This is a genomic window from Sulfolobus sp. A20 (genome assembly GCF_001719125.1).
Lineage (GTDB): Archaea > Thermoproteota > Thermoprotei_A > Sulfolobales > Sulfolobaceae > Saccharolobus.
Genome location: NZ_CP017006.1, coordinates 1,767,251 through 1,787,028, shown reverse-complemented (window position 1 = coordinate 1,787,028; position 19,778 = coordinate 1,767,251). Strand labels below are relative to the sequence as shown.

At 35.4% G+C, this 19,778-nt stretch carries 21 protein-coding genes; 12 read left to right on the top strand and 9 right to left on the bottom strand.

Annotated elements, in window-relative coordinates:
* Positions 1-77: 77 nt before the first annotated feature.
* From BFU36_RS09245 to BFU36_RS09220, 6 genes are all read right to left on the bottom strand, one after another.
* Entirely contained in the window at positions 78-2,186 is a 2,109-nt protein-coding gene (locus BFU36_RS09245; protein ID WP_409349241.1) for an ABC transporter substrate-binding protein, read from the bottom strand.
* A 209-nt stretch (positions 2,187-2,395) separates the two neighbouring features.
* Positions 2,396-3,343: an AbrB/MazE/SpoVT family DNA-binding domain-containing protein gene (locus tag BFU36_RS09240; protein WP_069283658.1), complete on the bottom strand. Its 948-nt coding sequence runs from the start codon at positions 3,341-3,343 to the stop codon at positions 2,396-2,398.
* A 192-nt stretch (positions 3,344-3,535) separates the two neighbouring features.
* Positions 3,536-4,546 carry an aminobenzoate oxygenase gene (locus tag BFU36_RS09235; RefSeq protein ID WP_069283656.1) on the bottom strand — a complete coding sequence of 337 codons (1,011 nt, stop codon included), beginning with the start codon at positions 4,544-4,546 and terminating at the stop codon, positions 3,536-3,538.
* Between the two features lie 115 nt (positions 4,547-4,661).
* The gene (locus BFU36_RS09230; RefSeq protein ID WP_069283654.1) at positions 4,662-5,030 is read right to left on the bottom strand and encodes a hotdog fold thioesterase; all 369 of its coding nucleotides are present in this window, start codon (positions 5,028-5,030) and stop codon (positions 4,662-4,664) included.
* A 1-nt stretch (position 5,031) separates the two neighbouring features.
* On the bottom strand, positions 5,032-5,781 hold the full coding sequence (locus BFU36_RS09225) for an enoyl-CoA hydratase-related protein (RefSeq protein ID WP_069283653.1): 750 nt from the start codon (positions 5,779-5,781) through the stop codon (positions 5,032-5,034).
* Complete coding sequence (locus tag BFU36_RS09220) at positions 5,762-6,544, bottom strand: enoyl-CoA hydratase/isomerase family protein (protein ID WP_409349222.1); 783 nt, start codon at positions 6,542-6,544, stop codon at positions 5,762-5,764. Before BFU36_RS09220 ends, BFU36_RS09225 begins: the two co-directional genes overlap by 20 nt.
* A gap of 73 nt (positions 6,545-6,617) precedes the next feature.
* Here BFU36_RS09220 and BFU36_RS09215 point away from each other — a divergent pair, with 73 nt between their 5' ends.
* From BFU36_RS09215 to BFU36_RS09205, 3 genes are read left to right on the top strand one after another with little or no spacing between them, the layout of a single operon-like run.
* Complete coding sequence (locus tag BFU36_RS09215; RefSeq protein ID WP_069283651.1) at positions 6,618-7,781, top strand: thiolase domain-containing protein; 1,164 nt, start codon at positions 6,618-6,620, stop codon at positions 7,779-7,781.
* A 4-nt stretch (positions 7,782-7,785) separates the two neighbouring features.
* The gene (locus tag BFU36_RS09210) at positions 7,786-8,181 is read left to right on the top strand and encodes a Zn-ribbon domain-containing OB-fold protein (protein ID WP_069283649.1); all 396 of its coding nucleotides are present in this window, start codon (positions 7,786-7,788) and stop codon (positions 8,179-8,181) included.
* Complete coding sequence (locus tag BFU36_RS09205) at positions 8,174-9,472, top strand: phenylacetate--CoA ligase family protein (protein ID WP_069283648.1); 1,299 nt, start codon at positions 8,174-8,176, stop codon at positions 9,470-9,472. The genes BFU36_RS09210 and BFU36_RS09205 overlap by 8 nt, the downstream gene beginning before the upstream one ends.
* Positions 9,473-9,528: 56 nt before the next feature.
* Here the strand turns inward: BFU36_RS09205 and BFU36_RS09200 are convergent, their stop codons facing one another.
* The gene (locus tag BFU36_RS09200; protein WP_069283647.1) at positions 9,529-9,891 is read right to left on the bottom strand and encodes a DsrE family protein; all 363 of its coding nucleotides are present in this window, start codon (positions 9,889-9,891) and stop codon (positions 9,529-9,531) included.
* 392 nt (positions 9,892-10,283) lie between these two features.
* Here BFU36_RS09200 and BFU36_RS09195 point away from each other — a divergent pair, with 392 nt between their 5' ends.
* From BFU36_RS09195 to BFU36_RS09175, 5 genes are all read left to right on the top strand, one after another.
* Positions 10,284-10,517 carry a sulfurtransferase TusA family protein gene (locus tag BFU36_RS09195; protein WP_069283645.1) on the top strand — a complete coding sequence of 78 codons (234 nt, stop codon included), beginning with the start codon at positions 10,284-10,286 and terminating at the stop codon, positions 10,515-10,517.
* Between the two features lie 10 nt (positions 10,518-10,527).
* On the top strand, positions 10,528-11,685 hold the full coding sequence (locus BFU36_RS09190; protein ID WP_069283644.1) for an NAD(P)/FAD-dependent oxidoreductase: 1,158 nt from the start codon (positions 10,528-10,530) through the stop codon (positions 11,683-11,685).
* Position 11,686: 1 nt separating this feature from the next.
* Entirely contained in the window at positions 11,687-12,067 is a 381-nt protein-coding gene (locus BFU36_RS09185) for a DsrE family protein (protein ID WP_069283643.1), read from the top strand.
* Between the two features lie 2 nt (positions 12,068-12,069).
* Positions 12,070-13,194: a DUF1641 domain-containing protein gene (locus BFU36_RS09180; RefSeq protein WP_069283641.1), complete on the top strand. Its 1,125-nt coding sequence runs from the start codon at positions 12,070-12,072 to the stop codon at positions 13,192-13,194.
* Positions 13,195-13,261: 67 nt separating this feature from the next.
* Positions 13,262-13,612: a hypothetical protein gene (locus BFU36_RS09175; RefSeq protein WP_069283638.1), complete on the top strand. Its 351-nt coding sequence runs from the start codon at positions 13,262-13,264 to the stop codon at positions 13,610-13,612.
* On the opposite strand, the gene BFU36_RS09170 is transcribed toward BFU36_RS09175, so the two are convergent.
* On the bottom strand, positions 13,609-13,845 hold the full coding sequence (locus tag BFU36_RS09170) for a helix-turn-helix domain-containing protein (protein WP_069283636.1): 237 nt from the start codon (positions 13,843-13,845) through the stop codon (positions 13,609-13,611). The genes BFU36_RS09175 and BFU36_RS09170 overlap by 4 nt on opposite strands.
* Positions 13,846-13,918: 73 nt before the next feature.
* Positions 13,919-14,335: a rhodanese-like domain-containing protein gene (locus BFU36_RS09165; RefSeq protein ID WP_069283634.1), complete on the bottom strand. Its 417-nt coding sequence runs from the start codon at positions 14,333-14,335 to the stop codon at positions 13,919-13,921.
* A gap of 143 nt (positions 14,336-14,478) precedes the next feature.
* Here BFU36_RS09165 and BFU36_RS09160 point away from each other — a divergent pair, with 143 nt between their 5' ends.
* The 4 genes from BFU36_RS09160 (at position 14,479) to cutA (ending at position 19,672) form a co-directional block, all read left to right on the top strand.
* A complete protein-coding gene (locus BFU36_RS09160; protein ID WP_069283632.1) occupies positions 14,479-15,873 on the top strand; it encodes a SelD-related putative sulfur metabolism protein in 1,395 nt (464 codons plus the stop codon).
* A 213-nt stretch (positions 15,874-16,086) separates the two neighbouring features.
* Complete coding sequence (cutB, locus tag BFU36_RS09155; protein ID WP_069283630.1) at positions 16,087-16,935, top strand: glyceraldehyde dehydrogenase subunit beta; 849 nt, start codon at positions 16,087-16,089, stop codon at positions 16,933-16,935.
* Entirely contained in the window at positions 16,935-17,426 is a 492-nt protein-coding gene (cutC, locus tag BFU36_RS09150) for a glyceraldehyde dehydrogenase subunit gamma (RefSeq protein ID WP_069283629.1), read from the top strand. The genes cutB and cutC overlap by 1 nt, the downstream gene beginning before the upstream one ends.
* A complete protein-coding gene (cutA, locus tag BFU36_RS09145) occupies positions 17,423-19,672 on the top strand; it encodes a glyceraldehyde dehydrogenase subunit alpha (protein WP_069283627.1) in 2,250 nt (749 codons plus the stop codon). The genes cutC and cutA overlap by 4 nt, the downstream gene beginning before the upstream one ends.
* The last annotated feature ends 106 nt before the right edge of the window (positions 19,673-19,778 follow it).

Below are 19,778 nucleotides of genomic sequence, written 5' to 3'. Positions count from 1 at the left end.
AATTTACTAGGTATATTAAGCTGGCTTATAAGTTATGGACATATTATTATAGAGAATTAGAATAATAAAAAAATAATTTAGAATCCAGGTCCTCCTCTTCTTCTAAGCAATACAACAACAGCTACTATTACGATGATCACAACTACGATACCAATAGCAGCATATACTAATGTCGAATTATTACTTGTGCTTGTAGATGTCATTGATGGCATTGTCATAGTACTTGTTGTTGTACTAGTGGTAGTTAATGGTGTAGGGCTCGTTGTAGTAGTGGTTTGAGTTATGGTTACAGTGTAAGGTTGATAGTACATTAGATTATAGTAATATCCAATAAATGGATTATACACGAAATTCTTTACATATGGTTGCACGAAATAGTAGTTTACTGGGTTAGGTAAGTAAACATAGGGAACTTCTTGATACAGTATCTTATATACTTTAGCAACCTCTAATGTCTGTTGTGTCTGGTTAGTTAAGAATGGTAATGTATTGTATATCTGTTGTAATGTTGAAATATTAACCCATGCCAAATTGCCAGATATTCCTCCATATAGTACATCGGTTTGTGCTATTAACTCTTGGAATATAGGGTCTGGCCAGTCTGGATACCATCCTAGATCAACTATGGCTGGTGTCCCACTTGGAGTAACCCAATTATCAGTTACCGATGGTAAAACATATTTTATAGAAGTAGAAATTCCTATTCTTTGTAAATTCTCTTGTATTATAGTCAGTTCTTCTTGTTCTAACTCATTAACGGGTGCTAAAGCATAAATGGTAAGAGTCGGTAATTGGCTACCATTTGTATCGCCTATTGCTGTTCCATTTGGCAATACGACATAGAAATGACCTTCGTATCCAGCTTCATTTAAGTAGTGTAATGCTAGTGATGGGTTATAAGTGAATGGATGTAAATCATCAAGTTGCATTACTTCATTATAAACTGGGAATACTGGAGAAATTGGACCTAAATAGTTTATGGCAAGCGTTTGGTTCTGGAATTTGAATATGCTTAATAATGCAGAGTAGTTAATTGCATAAGCGATAGCTTGTCTGAAGGGAGTAATATTAGTTGGGAACACTTGCATGTTTAGTGAGAGATAGAAAACCGCAGCTTGATAGCCTAAATTAAGAAATACCTGGTTAAAGCTTACATATTTATTATATTCATATGCTGAGTACATCTGCTGAAGGAAGGGTAGGGAAACGTATGAAATTTGTGCTTGATTCGTTGCGAAATCTTCAACTCTATCAGTATGAGATAAACCGTACTTGATATCAATAATAGGTATGTGAGCTGGCTCTGCTACTGTTGGTATATTAGCTATATTTTGAGCCCAGTAATGAGGATTCTTGACAAGTAAGATCTCTGATAGACTAGGTCCTACATACTTTATTACGTATGGACCAGTTCCGTTCATTCCGTTATCATTTATATATGAATTTGCACTGTTTGGTTGTACTCCTCCGTGTTGGTCTACGTATACTGGGTTTACTATTGCTCCCCACCAGTTTGCCAAGTCTAGTAGGAAGTCTCTGTAGGGTTCTAGTGTGTTTATTTCTACCTCATATGGTCCTTTAACAACTACTGCTTGGTATGGGTATTCCATTATCTTCTGAATTGTTTGATTGTTTGCGTTGAAGTGTGATAGGATAGATGCTAGGACTTGTGCAGCTAATGTAGCATTTTTAGTAGTTGGTAAACCGGTAACTTGTTGGATTGCATTAGCTACTCCCCAAGGTAAAGCATAGCCAGTTTGACCATACTGTGTGGCATTAAATAATAGTTCTATATAGTTTGATACACCCGGACCTTGACCCATCAATATTGTCCTATATAATGAGAACCATACTGTTGACGCGTTGACTTGTACTCCGTCTGGGAAGTAAACTCCTTGTCTTATGAAGAACGTCCAGTTCTCGTAATTAGATGTGCTCCAATTCTGAGCTATTACCGGAACTACTTGCAAATAATTAGAGCCATTATATTCTACGAGTTCCTGGAATATAGCATTGAACAATGGTCCGTCCTGCACATAAAATCCAGTTGCAGGATCTAGTGCGTCTGGTGGAACTGTCTGTGATACATCAACAAGTATCGAACTATTAGATGGTGCTATAGTTATCGTGGTTGCTGCACTACTTTGAAGCAAAAATATAGGTGATATTAGGAATCCTACTATCATTATTAATATTGGTAAGAAAGCTTTGATGTTCTGGGACATAACCTATCCCATTCTTTTTTCCTTTAGAAATTTAAAAAGTTTATCCTAACGAATTATTGACATTTATTTATCGTTCAATTTTTTAGGGAAATTATTTGAAAATAATTTATTAAAATGTCAGATTAAGTTAGGTTAAATATATAAATGGTTAAATTATTAGAAAACAGTTTTCATAGTTTTACACTCTTATGAACTCCATCATCCATTAGAGCTACACAGTAACTGCCTATTCTGACTAACTCCTTTCCGAGTTCTTTACATTCACCATCTAATGAATCCGCTATCTTGCTAATCTCTTTCATCTTGTCCCTAATTTCCTTAATATAGTTTAAGTTTTGGTTAAAGAAGACTTCTAAGGAGTCTTTGAACATTAGAATGAGCTGAGAAACTATATTTTGGTATTCATGTGAAATATTAGTACATATTGAAAGAATTGTTGATGTGGTTCTTATATGTGACAACATTCGTCCCATATCTCTCATTGCGATCGCGTAAAGAATTAGATCCCTAACTGACGTGATTTTATTTTGTTCAAATCTTTCCTCTTCTTGAGAGACTAAAGCTATCTCTCTGATTAAAATGTTATATACTCTATTCAAATCTTCAGATCTATTTTTAAGATCAATAGCCATCTGTTTATTCGGTTTAGCTATAACTTTTTCTAAATCTTCTAATAAGGTTAGAAGTTTTAATGAAAAGTTTTTCATTTCCTCGATTATGTCAAGGTTTAAGTTATCTTTTACCTTAAGTCTAATATAATTGAAACTTTCATTTTCTACTTCTAATCCAGGTAAATATAGTTGTAATTTTTTCAACTCATTCTTGATTTCAATTGGAATAACAGAGTCTGATGTAAGTTCTATTTGAGACACTCCTTGCATGTAATACACGTTTATAAGGTATTTTATAGTATCGATATCATTGCCACTGTTTTTCAAGTCGATTGTCTTTTTATCATTATATGTTCTAAAAGGTTTTACTACCAATTCTCCATCTCTTTCAATTACTATAACCTCGCTTTTTGCATCTAGACCATTTCGTCTAACCCAATCTGGAGGTAATGTAATAATGTAACTTCCACCTTTGATTTTCTGAATTCTCCTTAAGTTCTTCTCCATTATTTATATCACTTGAGTACTTAGTAAAAAAGTTTATTATGTGAAAATTTTTACAAAAAAACGATAACTTAACTATTTATCTAATTAAAATGGAAACAAGCATATAATCAAGTATTTCAATTAAAATTGAAATATAAGATTAGAAAACTACTTCATGAGTATGGCGTGCCAGTCCCTTTCTAGCTAATATGATTAGAACATGACTGCAACTAATTCGTCTTCTTTAATTTCTACGTCCTCTTCCCCGTTAATACCTATCTCTGGCATTGATGGTACTTTAACGTTAAACCTCTTTAGATTTCCGGCTACTCTTGAAACAGCTTCTCTCCATATCTTCTCTCTCTCCTCTATACTAGGTAATCCTAATCCTGCTGAATTAGCAATTTCCTCCATTTTTTGATGAACCTCTTGATACCATGGTGGTAATTTCCAAAACTCTTTAGGGGCCTTGTAGGTTATTAGAGATAAGAATACAAAACCCGCCCTTATTTGTTTAGTTACAAACTTTTTCTTTTCATCGTTCATTTGAGCTATGTTGTTAGTTAATATAAGGTGTGTAAAGGCATAGTGTCTGGTCTCATCGACCGTTAACCTCTTAAACGCTTCACTAAAAGCAGGTATCCTACTTTTATCCTTCATCCCACTGAAAACTGAAACAGCTGCTGCTTCGCCCATCATGAATGAGGTGAACAATATGTCTAAAGTATACTTGTTGTATGCTTCTAAATATCCCTTCCAATACCTAGAACCATTCCACCAGACCCACTCGACGTTAAGCATAGCTTTTCTTTCTAAATCGTCTTGAGGCTTAAAGTTAAATGGGAATCCTTTCATAGCCTTCTCTATTGCAAGCCCGCATAGTATGTTATGTCTATTCTCATCAAAGGTTATGGTACTCAACAAAGCCTTTACCGTAACTGGTAGTTTCTTCTCGGCAGCTTTGACTAGTGCATAAGCGAATACTGGAGTTGCGTTATCAAAGTTAGATAATAATGCCCACCAATAAGCTAAGGCTAGTCTTTGCTTTCTATCTAAACCAGAGATAATTTCCTCATATCCCTTCCAATCTAAATCCTCTTCGTCCCATTGCTCTTTTTTAGCCCTTCTATATAGTTTCATAGCTTTTTCATCGTCAAAGTTCCACATGGGCGGATATACGTTGTCAGTGGGATATATTGGATCATTTTCATAATTTATATCCATCAGATCACCATATATATGTATTTTTCATGACTTATAAGGATTTCGGTTATAAAATATAATTTGCATACTATTGAAAAATAACATTAATTCACTTTTTTATAAGAGGAGTAATCAATTACTTGTCCAGATGGTAAGCTAGTGCTGTCAAATAAGCAATGGTTTTTCCTTCAGAGTTTTTGACTACTATCCTATACAAAGATGTGGTTTTACCTTGGTTTTCTTCAAATGCTTCTGCAACTATTTTTTCTCCTTTAGTAGCTGGTCTCCTAAAGTCTACATCTACATGAAGAGCCACTGAATCCCGTGAAAAATTACTTACATACTCAAATGCCGTATCAGCTAAGGCGAAAATGAAGGATCCATGAGCGAATCCATGCAAATTAAGTACGTTCTCAGACACTATTGCAGAAACTCTAACATATCCTTCCTTGATTTCTTCCAAATTAATATTCAAAAATTTTGTAAATGGGCTATCTTTGGGCATTTCATATTCCCTTAAACTTAGGCTCTCTTTTTTCTCTAAAAGCCATTACTCCTTCCTTAAAGTCTTCAGTCTTGCCTAAGTAACCTTGGATTGATGATTCGTATTCAAGGAAGCTCTCCAAATCTCTATACAAAACTAAGTTAGCCATTTTCTTTCCTGCCACGTAAGATTGGTACGGTCCATTTACAATCTTTCTTGCAAGGTTTTCAGCGTCCTCGATAGGATTTTCACTAACCTTTAATATCCCCCACTTTTCCGCTTCCTCAGCAGTGAACTCTCCACCTAATACAGCCATCTCATAAGCCTTCTGATCCCTAGCTAATTTCAGTAGAAAGTAGGCTACTCCAGTGTCTGAAGTTAAACCTAATCTTTGAAAAGCTGTCACGAATTTAACATCCTTTTTAGCGAATCTGAAATCAGTTGATAAGGCAATACCTATACATGCACCAGCTGCTACTCCATTTATAGCAGATATGTATATTTTATCCGAGAATCTGATTTCTCTTATTATGGGGTAGAAGGTTTGCCTCAAATCGTCAATTATATCTTCAGGCATTTCGGTAACATCAGCCCCAACGCAGAAAGCCCTTCCTTCACCTGTTATAATTACTGCTCTAGCTGTAGAATTTGAATTAACCTCTTTAATTTTGCTAATTAGCTCTCTTCTCATTTCTAAGTTTAGTGCATTTAATTTTTCCGGTCTACTCAAAGTGATTATTGAGTACCCATCTTTATTTTCCACTTTTATCATCTTCCCACCTCGGTTTTCTCTTCTCAAGAAACGCTCTCATGCCTTCCTTTGCCTCTTGAGTAGTTAACGTTAGATAAAAATTCCTTCTCTCAATATCTAAACCTTGCTGAAGTGTAGTCTCCCAAGCTTTACTTACAGCTTCTTTCGCTAACATTAATGAGATCATTGGTTTTTCTGCTATTTGTTTACCTAACTTTATAGCTTCATCAAGTAGAGAGTTATCTGGTACTACTTTATTTACTAGACCATAAGCCTCAGCTTCTCTGGAACTTATTAGCTTTCCAGTTAATACTAATTCCATAGCCCTATATTTGCCAATTGCTCTAGTAAGTCTTTGCGTCCCCCCTGCCCCCGGTATTATACCTAAGTTTATTTCGGGCTGACCTAGTTTAGCAGACTCTGCTGCAATAATTATGTCGCATGCCATTGCAAGTTCTAGTCCTCCCCCAGCTGCAACACCGTTTAATGCAGCTATAATTGGTTTTTTAAAACTTCGCAATTTTTCCCATAATGGCATATGACCTTTTTTGATAATGTATTCAAGAGAAGTCTCGGACATCTCTTTTACATCTGCTCCTGCTGAGAAAGCCTTTCCATTACCGGTAATTATTACTACTTTTATGCTATTGTTGTTCTCAATTTCCTCCAAGGCTTTTACCAATTCGTCAACCATTTGAAAGTTTATAGAATTTAATTTATCTGGTCTATTCAATTTTATAATTCCTATATTTTCCCTAACTTCTACTTGTATTGTATTATACATATATATGCTATTCCCCCACATATAGTTTGCCCATTAAAGTTTATATAGTTTAATATCTACAAAATGTTTAGTTATGATAAGAAGAGTAGGCATCATAGGAGTTGGCAATTCTAAGTTTGGAAGAAGAGATGATGTTTCTGTACAAGAGTTAGCGTGGGAGTCTATTAAGGAGGCGTTTAACGATAGTGGTATAACTCAAAGAGACGTTAATTTTGTAGTAGTAGGAAGTACAGCTTACAGAGGCATTGAGTTATATCCTGCTCCCCTAGTTGCGGAATACTCTGGATTGACAGGAAAGGTGCCTATGAGAGTAGAGGCTATGTGTGCTACTGGACTAGCCGCAGCTTTAACTGCGTATACTGCTGTAGCGTCGGGATTAGCAGATATAGCAATGGCTGTAGGGGTTGATAAGATGACAGAAGTTGATACTTCAACTTCATTGGCAATAGGAGGAAGGGGAGGAAACTATCAGTGGGAATATCATTTTTATGGAACTACATTCCCTACATATTACGCTCTTTACGCTACAAGGCATATGGCAGTTTATGGAACCACTGAAGAACAAATGGCTTTAGTTGCCGTGAAGGCACATAAATACGGTTCATTAAATCCTAAAGCTCATTTCCAGAAGCCGATAACAGTAGACGACGTTTTAAAATCTAGAGTTGTATCGTGGCCAATAAAACTTTTAGATTCCTGCCCAATTAGTGATGGTTCTGCAACCGCGATTTTTGCATCTGAGGAGAAAATAAAGGAGTTAAAGATTGATACGCCGGTGTGGGTAACTGGAATTGGATATGCCAACGATTATGCTTACGTTGCTAAAAGAGGAGAGTGGACAGGGTTTAAGGCTACTCAATTAGCGTCTCACCAAGCGTACCAGATGGCAAAAATAAATCCAAATCAAGTTGAAGTTGCTACAGTACATGACGCATTTACTATAGCAGAAATCATGGGTTACGAGGATTTAGGATTCGTAAAGAAAGGTGCAGGAGGTAAATTTATTCAAGAGGGTCAAAGCGAGAAAGGCGGTAAGGTGGGAGTTAATTTGTTTGGAGGTTTAAAAGCTAAGGGTCATCCTCTTGGAGCCACTGGCTTATCAATGATATACGAAATAACAAAACAGTTAAGGGATGAGGCTGGTCCTTTGCAACAACCATTAAAGAATTATGTAGGCTTAGTTCATAACGTTGGTGGTACCGGGCACTTCGCTTATGTTATGATTTTAAGGAGGTGAAAAAATGCAGGTTGATGCTATTCCCTTAAATTTGAAATATAAGATTAAATATCCAGAAGAGTTTCTCGAGGCCCTAAAGAGAGGAGAAATACTAGGAACTAAATGTAAGAATTGTGGCTCAGTTTATTTTCCTCCTCAGAAGGATTGTTTTAATTGTGGTAAGAGCGAGATGGACTGGATAAAATTACAAAGTAATGAAGGAGAAATTATGACTTACAGTATAGTGTATCAGAAACCACAGGGATTCGAAAACTATGATAACTATGTCATTGGAATTATAAGAACTAATGATGGAAATAACTTAATGGCATGGATAAAAGGTGAACCCAAGGTTGGAGCTAAAGTTAGAATAACCTCAGATGGGGTTAGGCTAATTGCAGAGGTAGTAAATCATGTTTGAATACGATGAGATAAATCCTAAATCTTTAACTAAGGATGAAATAAAGTACATTCAAAATTTCAGGTTAAGGAGATTAATTAGAAAGGTTTATGAAAGTTCCAGTTTTTATCACAAGATATTTAAGGAGAAAGGACTAAAACCAGAGGACGTTAGAAGTATAGAAGATTTGGCAAAAATCCCATTTACTACTAAGGACGATTTAAGGAAATATGCTTATCCAGATGGAGGTGAATTCTTGACTGTACCTTTTGATGAACTAGTTGGATGGCATATGACCTCAGGCACTACTGGAGTTCCTACAGTAAACGCTTACACGTGGAAGGATATACAAACCTGGACTAATCTAGTAGCGAGATCTCTAACTACAGCTGGTGTTAATAAGAGAGACATAGTTATGAACATTTATGGTTATGGTCTCTTTACTGGAGGTATAGGTTTACATCAAGGTATACAGAGAGTTGGAGCTAAGGTAATACCATGGAGTACCGGAAGAACTGAGGCTTTAGCTAGAGCACTAAAGGAATTTAAGGCTACAGTAATCACGGGCACTCCATCTTACGAGTTACTAGTTGCTGAGACTCTTGTGAGGCTAGGTATAGATGTTGAAAAAGATTTAGAACTAAGGCTAGCAATACCGGGAGCTGAAGCTATGTCTAAAGAGATGTTAGAGAGGATAGAAACTGAACTAGGCTTAAAAAAGAGAGGAGGGAAGGCTTTAGAGATTTATGGCTCAACAGAGGCTTTAGGACCTGGTGTAGCTCAAGAATGCCCTTATGACGATCATGAGTGGATGCATATTTGGACTGATCATTATGTGATTGAGATAATTGATCCAGAAACTGGCGAAAGAGTTTCAGAAGGCGAAGAGGGGGAATTAGTTATTACTACTTTAACTAAGGAAGCTATGCCACTAGTTAGATATAGAACTAGAGATGTAACAACTATGATTGAGAGCGATGATGAAATACCTTACCCTAAGATACATATGTTAAAGGGAAGAATAGATGATGTAATATTCTATAAAGGTGTTAAATTATTTCCCACTGCAATTAATCGGGTCATAATGGAGCATGAGGAAATATCAGAATACCAAGTTATTATTGATAAGAGTACTAGAGATCATAGATTAATAATTAAAGTAGAAACTGAAAAACCATCCGAAGAATTAAGAGAAAAATTAATAGAAGAAATTAGGACAGTTGCATTTGTTACTCCAGAGGTGGAATTTGTAAGTAGAGGAGAGCTACCTAGATTTGAAGGGAAGTCAAAAAGAGTAGTTATTAAGGAGTGATGGATATAATACGAAGATATGAAAAATGATTACTCTCCTCTTTAAGGATAAAAGAATTATGATATTATTATTTGAAAACCCTTGTCGACTAAGTCTGTAAAGGCGTAATGATGTTCTTCATCGCCGATTAACTGAATACTTTTTGGTAATTTATCCTTTATGTTAAGGTGAGGGGGAGAGGCACAATATCCACAAGCTCCTAAGATTATTCCTTTTTGTAACGCACGTTCGTAAGCCGGTTTTAATCCCTTGTAAGGACTGTCACTTATAGGAATTTTAGTGCCTAAACCATCAAAGTAAACGTAAACTTCATGACCCTTCTCTTTTAATTCTACAGCATAGTGTAACGTATGTGCAGCTTTAATAGATTCCGCAAGATTACTTGGATCATTAAGTATTATGAATAATAACTTACTCATAGTGCATCATCTTCTGCCTTACTTATATATAAAGTTTTCCCAAAATCTTGCCCACCGTGTATTATTATAGAAAATATTAGAAAGCTCAAATTAAAATTAGAGATCTATTTCCAATAAGTCATGTGAAAACTACACTTAACTCTTGAATAGATATGGAGTTGCAAATCTATAATTCAAAGGACTCAAAAAGTTTTGTAAATGATATTTTAAAAATTTTTCAGTAATGAGCAATAGTTTAAGATACAAACAGTTTAAATATACTTTTATTGTTATTGGGATATATATTTAGATAAAACTAAATTAAATAATAATATTCTCCAATATATATATTCTTGATGAAAACGTAATATTTAAAAACAACTAAGTAATATATAATATTAGGGATTGGAAAAATGAGCTCCTTAAAGATATATAAAGAATTAGATCTAACAAGTTCATCATGCGCTGGGCCTATTGGAGAACTCTCTAGTGTTATTGATGAGTTAAGAGAAGGTGAAGCTGTTAAAGTTATTCTAGGAGATGAAGCAACTAAGAAGGATATTACATTATGGGCAAAGAAAAGAGGCGTGAAGATTGTTCAAGAATCACAAGAAGGTAACAAATACATTTTATTAGTTTCGAAATAGGTGAAATGGAATGGCTAAAAGGATTATAATTGCAGGAGGAAATATAGGCGGTACGATAATAGCGAATAGACTAGCTCAGAAATTACATCATGAAATTCATAAAGGAGAGGTAGAACTAGTTGTTCTTAATAAAACTGACGAACATATATACTTACCTGGTCAATTGTTAGTGGCTTATGGATTAGAGACACCGGGCGAACTGGTAAAGAAAGAAAGTGAACTATTAGACTCTAGTGTTAAGTTTATACATGGGGAGAAAGGTACAATAACGAAAATAGATCCTGCGAACCATACTGTTGTTACAGCAGATGGTGTATCCCATAGTTATGACTATTTAGTGATTACTACGGGTGTAGAATACACGTGGGATGAGATTCCCGGTTATAGGGCAGGATCAGTTTCATTTTATGAATACGATGATGCTGTAAAAATGAGAGAGGCAATAGAGAAGTTCCAAGGGGGAACGGTAGTAGTAAATACTGCTAGGCTTCCTCACAGATGTCCTGTAGCACCTTTAGAGAATACTCTAATTCTAGATGATTATTTAAGAAAGAGAGGAATTAGGGATAAGACGAAAATTATCTATACTTATCCAGTACAAGGAGTATTCGGTAGACCAATAACTAATAAGTTCATGTTAAAGTTATTTGAGGAAAGAGGGATAGAGGTTCACTCCCCATTTACCGTAACAAGTGTTAATCCGTCAGAGAAGATAATAGAGTCCCAAGAAGGTGAAAAAATTAAGTATGACTTATTAATAGGGATACCTCCTAACATGGGAGCTAAGGTAATAGGAGATTCTGGAATTGGTGATAGAAGAAGATGGATACCAACTGATAAATTTACACTTAGAATGAAAGATCACTCTAACGTTTATGTAATGGGTGATGCAACAGATTTGCCAGTGTCAAAAGCTGGTTCAACAGCAGACTTTGAATCTTACACTGTAGCCCATAATATCGCTAATGACATTAAGGGTAACTTAGGTGTAAAGCACTATGGCGGAGACGTATTATGTTATATAGCCACTGGAACTGACCAAGCTACGTATATTAGATTTAGTTATACTATGAATGAAAGCCCACCACCACCTTCTTACGTGCACTGGTGGGGTAAAATAATGTACAATAAGATGTATTGGACTGTTACAGCAAAAGCTGTGGTGTGAAATGAAGACTGGTATAATAGTGGGCTCTAATGAGAGGTCGAGATTAGCTTATGCTGCAATGACATCGGTGATTATATCATCAATGGGAGATGAAGTTTATGTTTTTTTAACTATGGATGCAGTTAGAGCTTTTACCAAGAACCCCGAGGTAAAAACTGAAGATATGTCATCTAAGACTATGGTGGAGAAAAAAGAAGAGGATTATATAGGCTTATTTAGGAAAGCAAAGAAGAGTGGAAAAGTTAAGATTTACGCTTGTTCCTATGCAAGTAAATTGTTCAACTATGCTAAGGAGGATTACATAGATTTAATTGATGAGATAGCCGGTATAACTACATTTGCAATGGATGTGGAAGGAGGACAAATAGTCTCGGTGTGGTAAATATGCAAGTCATCAACTTAGAGAAGTTAGCATCAAAGATTGATGAGAAGAAGATAGAAGAATTAGCTGAGCTTATTGATCTGACTCCTGCCTTAAATGAAGTCCTAAAGAAAGTCAATGAGCTGAAAGAGTCCGGGGCTCTTGATGTTTTAGTTAATTATGCTTATATTGGTAAGACAATGCGAGATATGTTGAATGATGACGCTATACAAAACCTAGGCACAATTACCTCATCCCTTCTTGAAGTAGGTAAGGTTATTTCACAGCCTGAAGTCTTTCATGATACGATGAAAGTCATTCATAATATGAGCACTTTATCTGATGTTTTGGATAAGGTAAAGATGATGAAGGATGATGGAACTTTAGATGTTCTAGTTAATGCCTCGTACACTCTTAAAACCATGAAAGACATGTTAAATGACGAAGCTATTCAAACTATAGCAAGTACACTCTCTGGCTCACTAGAACTATTAAAGGTAGTTAGTAATCATTTAGATCCATTAAAGCAGGTATTAGAAAAGTCTTCAACGATTTCAGACTTAATTAATAGGTTAGAGCAAATGAAGAGTGATGGTACATTAGATGTTTTAGTTAATTATGCTTATATTGGTAAGACAATGCGAGATATGTTGAATGATGACGCTATACAAAACCTAGGCAAATATGTTTCCAATCTTCTTGAAATCATGAAGGAAATGGATGACACAACAATACATTCAATAAAGAGGGCTATGAAGAGATTAAACTTAGTGAACGACGTATTAGAAAAAGTTGAAGAATTAAATAACAACGGAGCTTTAGATGTAGTACTAAACTTAGCATATGCTGCTAAGACTTTAAGGGATATGTTAAATGATGAAGCTATTACTCACATATCAGAATATGTTTCACAATTTCTGGAAGTCTATCCTAAGGCTATGGACTTTCTGGAATACACGTTTAGTGAAGTGCCTTACAAGATAATGAGGGCTATGACGTCAGAAGAAGTTAAAAAGAGTTTGGAATCCCCTCCTCAAGTTTCTATAGGTGGTCTAATCAGATTATTATCAGATCCAGAAGTTCAGAGAGGACTAGGGGTTTTATTTACTCTAGTTAGAGCTATAGGCAAAGAGTTCACACCAAGATAATTTTTCCTAATTTTTCTAAATATGTTGATCACAAAATATTTAAGAGAAAGATGAAAGAGTGAAACCTATGAGAATAGCTTTAACGTACGATAGAAATCAAGAATTAAAACCTCTAGATCAGGCAGAAATTATAGGAATTATAGATGAGGAGAAGAAAGAAGTAGAACAGTACGAGAATCCTGGTATAGGTAGCAAGGAGGCAACAATGGCAGTTATTCTAGATTTAAACGCCGATGCTATAGTTGTAAGGCAAAAATTCTTATGCCCAGGTTCTTATATGATGTCATACGGTAGATTGAAATATATGCCTACCGGTTATAATAATTTAAAAGAAGTTCTTGAACACTTAGAGGAGATAAAGAAGAATGTAAAAGAAGAACTAGATGAGGAAATGTATGCTGAGGAAATGGAATATTAGTCATTAAAAAGTTTGTAGCATTCTTCAACTTCTAAAAGTGAATATATTCTTTCTCTGGCATCATCTAGGCAAGGTAACGTTTTTACAACTCCTTTTTCTTTAAGAATCTTTAGGGCATAATGTAACGTTCTAGTAGGTAAATGGGTTTCCTCTCTCAGTTCCTTAAATCTTACAACTTTCTTTTCCAGTAGTATCTTTAATACGAGTTTAGCAGACGGGGGTAGTCTCTCCATCAATTTTATTTTTATTACGTCTTTTTTAAGACTATCGATAAGTGCAAAGAATATGTAATAAATAACTTGTCTTTTATTTAGTCTTTCCTAAAAGTAGCTTATACCATAAAGTGCCATTATCATCTATACCCTTATCTACCTCGTATCCCATTCTAATCCATAACTCCATCCCACCTAGCATGTTGTAAACCTTATATCCCTCAAAGAGATAAGGTTTATTAAATATTAACCAAGTAGATCTATTAGCATGTTCACATACTATTGCGAATGAGTTAGTGTTAATTTTGGTAAGGAATAGTGGTAATAAATCATCAATATAGTCTAAAGGTATCAATACTGATCCAGGTATGTGATGATCTTCGTATTCCCAAGGCTGTCTTATATCAATTATTTTAATAGCATTACTTTTAATAAGTCTTCTAACTATGGATGGCGGAACACTTTGGATGTTAGCATAATATGGAGTTCTCCTCTCAGTTATTTGGGTCACAATCTATGCCTTACACATCAAGAATATAAGTATGTCGGAATTTTGTGTTTTCTAAACTATTTTTATTTATAATAATAGATATGATATCTGTTAAAAATTTATCGGGAAAGTTTTTAACCCCGTTAAAGATAAACTAGTACTTGATGTCTATTGATAAATTAATTGATAAGTTTAGAGAGAACCTAGAAAAGTATAAAAAAATGGGATTGAACCCTTTATCTCTAGCAACTGGTTGTGCAGTTAAAGTTGACTTAATAGATACAGTCTATCCGGCTTTAGGGAAAATCAATTCAGAGTTGGCTAAAAGAAATATTGAAATATTACCAAGAGAAGATGCCGATATTTTTGTAACAAGAAAAAATATCACAGTAAAAAGAGTGATAAATTCTGGAGAATTTGATGCCGACAGAGCAATAAGCTTAATTCAAGTAAACCAAGAAACTGCAGGAAGTCCAGAGAAATTCGCTGATTTCTTAATAAGAGTCTATACTTCAATCAAAACCTCTAGGAAATTAACTATAGGAAAAGGGCACTCAATTGTAACTACTAATCCTAAAGGAGAAGTTGCTGTACTAGATTTATTCAGACTTGATGGAGAAAAAGAGAAATCATACACGGTTGCTAATAATGATACAATTCAAATTGTCGATCCCTTAGATGATCCAGGTTCACAAATGCAAGTCGATGTGGGAGTGTCTAATTCGTTTAATGACTTATTTACGAAAGGTGTATTTCAAGATTTGAAGATGATTCCAGTAGCTGATGCTCCAATCGATGAGTTAAAGACCCAGTTACTCAACAATTTTATTAATTATTCTAGGAAATATTCCATCGAATTATTAGATGATATACAACCCAGTACTAAGACATTAATGATAGGAGCTACGACTATAGGGAAATCGGATCATGAACTGCCAACATTCTATAACAAGGTTAATGAGAAGATGGAAATATTAGTTACTAGACCAGTGGGAGAGTTAACTCCAATTAACGTTTATATGTGGCTACTTACGGTACCAGAGCTGATAGAAAACCTAGAAGAGAAGGGAATAACAATAAGTAGGGTTGAAGAGGTTAAAAAGAAAGCCATAAACTTCATGAGAGTTCCCAACATTGAAGTGGCTAAAATCATTTACGAATACTTACCTAATTTTGGGCATCCTTTTGAAGAAGAGTCTCATATAGCTATGACTACCGACGTTACTGGACCAGGGTTATTTGTTATAAAGGAATTCGCCCAAAAGGCTCAAGTAGATGTAGAATTAACTGAAATTCCCGTCTTAGATCCTGATATTCATGAATTCGCAACTGAGAACTTCATTATTCCAAATTCAACTGCTGGCACTAATGGTGCTATAGTAATCTTTGCTCATAAAAAAGTAATAGAAGATTTATATGATGAGTTGAAGTCTAAAGGCTACGAACCCTACATTATTGGTAAAGTTATTGGAAAAGGAGAGGGAAACGTGATTGTACCATCAACCATTACTAAATTTATTCATAGGAATAATGTATTGAGACAATTCAAGATAAGATGAAATATTTCTAGTTCTAAATATTTCTTATTTAACATATTTATACTTACTTACTCGACAAAGTATGTTTATTGAAAAATTTTTGATAGAGTACTTATTAAAGTTGAACTTCTTAATTAAGAATTCATATTGGGAGAAAAAGAATTTACTCAAATTTTACTTTAATTAAACACTTTTAACTCGATAAAATAAATACTCAACACGCATATCTAACATGTGTACCCACCAGATTTTACATATGTGCGTGTAAATAGTGTGGATGAGGCAACAAAATTTTTGGATTCGCAAGACGATGCCAGACCCTTAGCTGGCGGTCAAAGTTTAATACCCATGTTAAAACTTCGTGTAATTTCACCTAATTACATAGTTGATCTGAACCCAATTAAAGACCTTAGTTACGTTAGAAGTGGTTTTAATTCAACTAAAATTGGAGCCTTAACCAGATACTATGAAGTACTTAAGAATGATACTATAAAGATAAACGTTCCTCTCTTATATCAGGCAGTTAGATTAGTTGGAGATATGCAAGTGAGGAATTTAGGAACTATAGGAGGTAGTGTAGGAAACGCTGATCCTTCTTCAGACGTTCCTACTGTTTTAACAGCTCTAGACGCTGAAATAGTCCTCACATCTTCTTCTGGTAGTAGGTCAGTTAAGGCTTTAGATTTCTTTAAGGGAGCTTTCACTACTGATGTAAAGAAGGGAGAACTGATAACAGAAATAGTATTACCTAATTTAGAGGGTTATTATACGACTTACAAGAAAGTTGTGAGAAGGGCTGGAGACTATGCATTGGTATCTTTAGCTTTAGCAATCAAAATGAAAGGAAGGGATATAGAGGATATTAGATTAGCGTATGCTGGAGTTTCCGATAAACCGTTTAGGCCAATAGAAGTAGAAAAAGGTGCAATAGGTAAGTCATTAGATGATTCTTTAATAGAGGACATAGTAAGTAAGGTTTCTAGTCAAGTTAATCCCCCCTCTGATACTAGAGGGAGTTCGTGGTATAGGAAGGAAGTTATGAAGGTTATAACTAGAAAGGCTTTAAAGGAGGTGATGGGCTGATGCAAGTCGTTAACAAGGGAGACAAAGTTAAGGTTAGAGTTAAGGTTAATGGGGTTTGGTATGAAAGGTATGTTAGTCCTAGGATGTTGTTAGTGGACTTCATTAGGGATGAGCTAGGTCTAACCGGAACAAAGGTTGGATGTGATACTACTACTTGTGGGGCTTGTACAGTATTACTTGATGGTAAGTCAGTTAAATCTTGCACAATTTTTGCTGTCCAGGCTGATGGTTCTGAAATCACTACTATTGAAGGCTTATCAGTCGATTCTAAATTACATCCAATTCAAGAAGCATTCAGAGATAATTTTGCTTTACAATGTGGTTTCTGTACTTCTGGAATGATAATGCAAACATACTTTTTACTAAAGCAAAATCCTAATCCATCGGAAGAAGAAATAAGGGATGGTTTACATGGGAATATTTGCAGATGTACCGGTTATCAAAATATAATTAGGGCGGTAATAGATGCGTCCAAGAGGTTGAGAGCATGAGTTATGTCGGAAAATCGGTTAAAAGATTATATGACGAAAAATTCATAACCGGAAGGAGTAATTATGTAGATGATATAAGAATACCAGCATTATACGCTGGCTTCGTAAGAAGTACATATCCACACGCCTATATTAAAAGAATAGATGTTAGTGATGCCTTAAAAGTCAATGGAATTGTAGCTGTTCTAACAGCAAAAGAAATAAATCCATTATTGAAAGGAGGTATAAGACCCTGGCCTACGTATATTGACCTTAAAGCTTTTAGATATGTTGAAAGAAAAGCTTTCCCAGAAAATAAAGTAAAGTATATAGGAGAACCTGTAGCGGTTGTGATAGGACAAGATAAATATGCTGTTAGAGATGCTATCGATAAAGTGGTAGTGGATTATGAACCTATTAAGGCAGTAACTAAAATGGAAGAGGCTGAGAAGGATCAGGTCATAGTACATGATGAGTTGAAGACTAATATTTCATACAAGATACCGTTCAAAGCGGGAGAAGTAGAAAAGGCATTTAATGAAGCAGATAAGGTAGTTAATGTTGAGGCGATAAACGAAAGATTAATTCCAAACCCTATGGAACCTAGAGGTATAATATCTAGATATGAAGGAGGAACGTTAAGTGTATGGTACTCTACTCAAGTTCCTCACTTCATGCGCTTAGAGTTCTCTAGGATCTTTGGTATACCAGAAAGTAAGATAAAAGTTTCAATGCCAGATGTAGGAGGAGCTTTCGGTAGTAAGGTACACTTAATGCCAGAGGAGTTAGCTGTAGTTGCATCATCAATTATTCTCGGGAGGCCAATTAGGTGGACTGCAACAAGAACCGAAGAGATGTTAGCTAGTGAGGCGAGGCATAATATATTCAAGGGAGAAGTCGCAGTTAAGAAAGATGGGACAATATTAGGTATTAGAGGCAAACTACTCTTAGATTTAGGGGCATACATAACAGTAACTGCAGGCATACAGCCATTAATAATACCAATGATGATACCTGGACCATATAAAATACGTAATTTAAGTCTAGAGAGTGTTGCAGTATATACTAATACTCCACCTATAACTATGTATAGGGGAGCTAGTAGACCAGAGGCTACTTACATAATCGAGAGGATAATGAGTACTGTAGCAGACGAATTAGGCTTAGATGACGTTACTGTTAGAGAGAAGAACCTAGTGACAGAACTACCTTATACAAATCCATTTGGAATGAGATATGATTCTGGAGACTATGTTGGAGCATTAAAAGAAGGCGTAAAAAGGCTGCAATATTATGAATTGAAGAAATGGGCTGAAGAAGAGAGGAGAAAAGGACACAGGGTAGGTGTAGGATTAGCGTTTTACTTAGAGGTGTGCAGTTTTGGTCCTTGGGAGTATGCAGAAGTCAGAGTAGATGAAAGAGGAGACGTTTTAATAGTAACCGGCACTACACCACATGGGCAAGGTACTGAAACTGCAATCGCCCAGTTAGTAGCTGATGCCTTCCAAATACCAATCGAAAGGATAAGAGTTATTTGGGGAGATACCGATGCAGTACCTGCCAGCATGGGAACTTATGGCTCAAGATCAGTAACAATAGGTGGTTCCGCAGCGTTAAAAGCTGCCGAGAAGATACTAGATAAAATGAAGAGAATAGCTGCGTCTACTTGGAACGTAGATGTTCAAGAGGTTCAATACGAAAAAGGAGAATTCAAATTGAGGAGTGATCCAAGTAAGAAGATGAGCTGGGATGATGTAGCTAATTTAGCTTACAGAAGTCATGAACCTGGTTTAGTAGAAAAACTGATCTATGAGAATGACGTCACTTTTCCATATGGTGTTCATGTAGCTGTAGTTGAAGTAGATGAAACCGGAATAGCTAGAGTAGTGGAATACAGAGCTTATGATGATATAGGGAAAGTAATTAATCCTGCCTTAGCGGAGTCACAAATCCACGGGGGAGGTGTACAAGCAGTCGGTCAAGCTTTATATGAACAAGCTATACTTAATGAAAACGGTCAGTTAATAGTAAGCTATGCTGATTATTATGTTCCTACAGCAGTGGAATCTCCCAAGTTTACATCAATCTTTGCTGAACAGTATCATACATCCAATTATCCGACAGGTAGTAAAGGTGTTGGCGAAGCTGCGCTAATTGTAGGTCCTGCGGCTATCATTCGTGCGTTAGAAGATGCTGTTGGAGCGAGATTTACCAAAACTCCCACTACACCAGAAGAGATCTTAAAGGTCATTTTAAGTAAGAAATAATATAATTTTTTAAATAAAATTTTATTTTATTCAATACATAGTAAGATTCTTGCTATTTTTTAATTATTTGGAGTAAAATTTTTTAACTTGATTAGCGATATTAATG

What these genes read in the sequence shown, in the direction of transcription:
- BFU36_RS09225 (WP_069283653.1), bottom strand. Translation starts at nt 5,781, where the DNA reads ATGATAAAAGTGGAAAATAAAGATGGGTACTCAATAATCACTTTGAGT.
- BFU36_RS09230 (WP_069283654.1), bottom strand. Translation starts at nt 5,030, where the DNA reads ATGCCCAAAGATAGCCCATTTACAAAATTTTTGAATATTAATTTGGAA.
- cutC (WP_069283629.1), top strand. Translation starts at nt 16,935, where the DNA reads ATGCAAGTCGTTAACAAGGGAGACAAAGTTAAGGTTAGAGTTAAGGTT.
- BFU36_RS09160 (WP_069283632.1), top strand. Translation starts at nt 14,479, where the DNA reads ATGTCTATTGATAAATTAATTGATAAGTTTAGAGAGAACCTAGAAAAG.
- BFU36_RS09235 (WP_069283656.1), bottom strand. Translation starts at nt 4,546, where the DNA reads ATGGATATAAATTATGAAAATGATCCAATATATCCCACTGACAACGTA.
- BFU36_RS09205 (WP_069283648.1), top strand. Translation starts at nt 8,174, where the DNA reads ATGTTTGAATACGATGAGATAAATCCTAAATCTTTAACTAAGGATGAA.
- BFU36_RS09245 (WP_409349241.1), bottom strand. Translation starts at nt 2,186, where the DNA reads ATGATAGTAGGATTCCTAATATCACCTATATTTTTGCTTCAAAGTAGT.
- BFU36_RS09220 (WP_409349222.1), bottom strand. Translation starts at nt 6,544, where the DNA reads ATGTATAATACAATACAAGTAGAAGTTAGGGAAAATATAGGAATTATA.
- cutA (WP_069283627.1), top strand. Translation starts at nt 17,423, where the DNA reads ATGAGTTATGTCGGAAAATCGGTTAAAAGATTATATGACGAAAAATTC.
- BFU36_RS09170 (WP_069283636.1), bottom strand. Translation starts at nt 13,845, where the DNA reads ATGGAGAGACTACCCCCGTCTGCTAAACTCGTATTAAAGATACTACTG.
- BFU36_RS09190 (WP_069283644.1), top strand. Translation starts at nt 10,528, where the DNA reads ATGGCTAAAAGGATTATAATTGCAGGAGGAAATATAGGCGGTACGATA.
- BFU36_RS09175 (WP_069283638.1), top strand. Translation starts at nt 13,262, where the DNA reads ATGAGAATAGCTTTAACGTACGATAGAAATCAAGAATTAAAACCTCTA.
- BFU36_RS09200 (WP_069283647.1), bottom strand. Translation starts at nt 9,891, where the DNA reads ATGAGTAAGTTATTATTCATAATACTTAATGATCCAAGTAATCTTGCG.
- BFU36_RS09210 (WP_069283649.1), top strand. Translation starts at nt 7,786, where the DNA reads ATGCAGGTTGATGCTATTCCCTTAAATTTGAAATATAAGATTAAATAT.
- BFU36_RS09185 (WP_069283643.1), top strand. Translation starts at nt 11,687, where the DNA reads ATGAAGACTGGTATAATAGTGGGCTCTAATGAGAGGTCGAGATTAGCT.
- BFU36_RS09195 (WP_069283645.1), top strand. Translation starts at nt 10,284, where the DNA reads ATGAGCTCCTTAAAGATATATAAAGAATTAGATCTAACAAGTTCATCA.
- BFU36_RS09180 (WP_069283641.1), top strand. Translation starts at nt 12,070, where the DNA reads ATGCAAGTCATCAACTTAGAGAAGTTAGCATCAAAGATTGATGAGAAG.
- BFU36_RS09240 (WP_069283658.1), bottom strand. Translation starts at nt 3,343, where the DNA reads ATGGAGAAGAACTTAAGGAGAATTCAGAAAATCAAAGGTGGAAGTTAC.
- BFU36_RS09215 (WP_069283651.1), top strand. Translation starts at nt 6,618, where the DNA reads ATGATAAGAAGAGTAGGCATCATAGGAGTTGGCAATTCTAAGTTTGGA.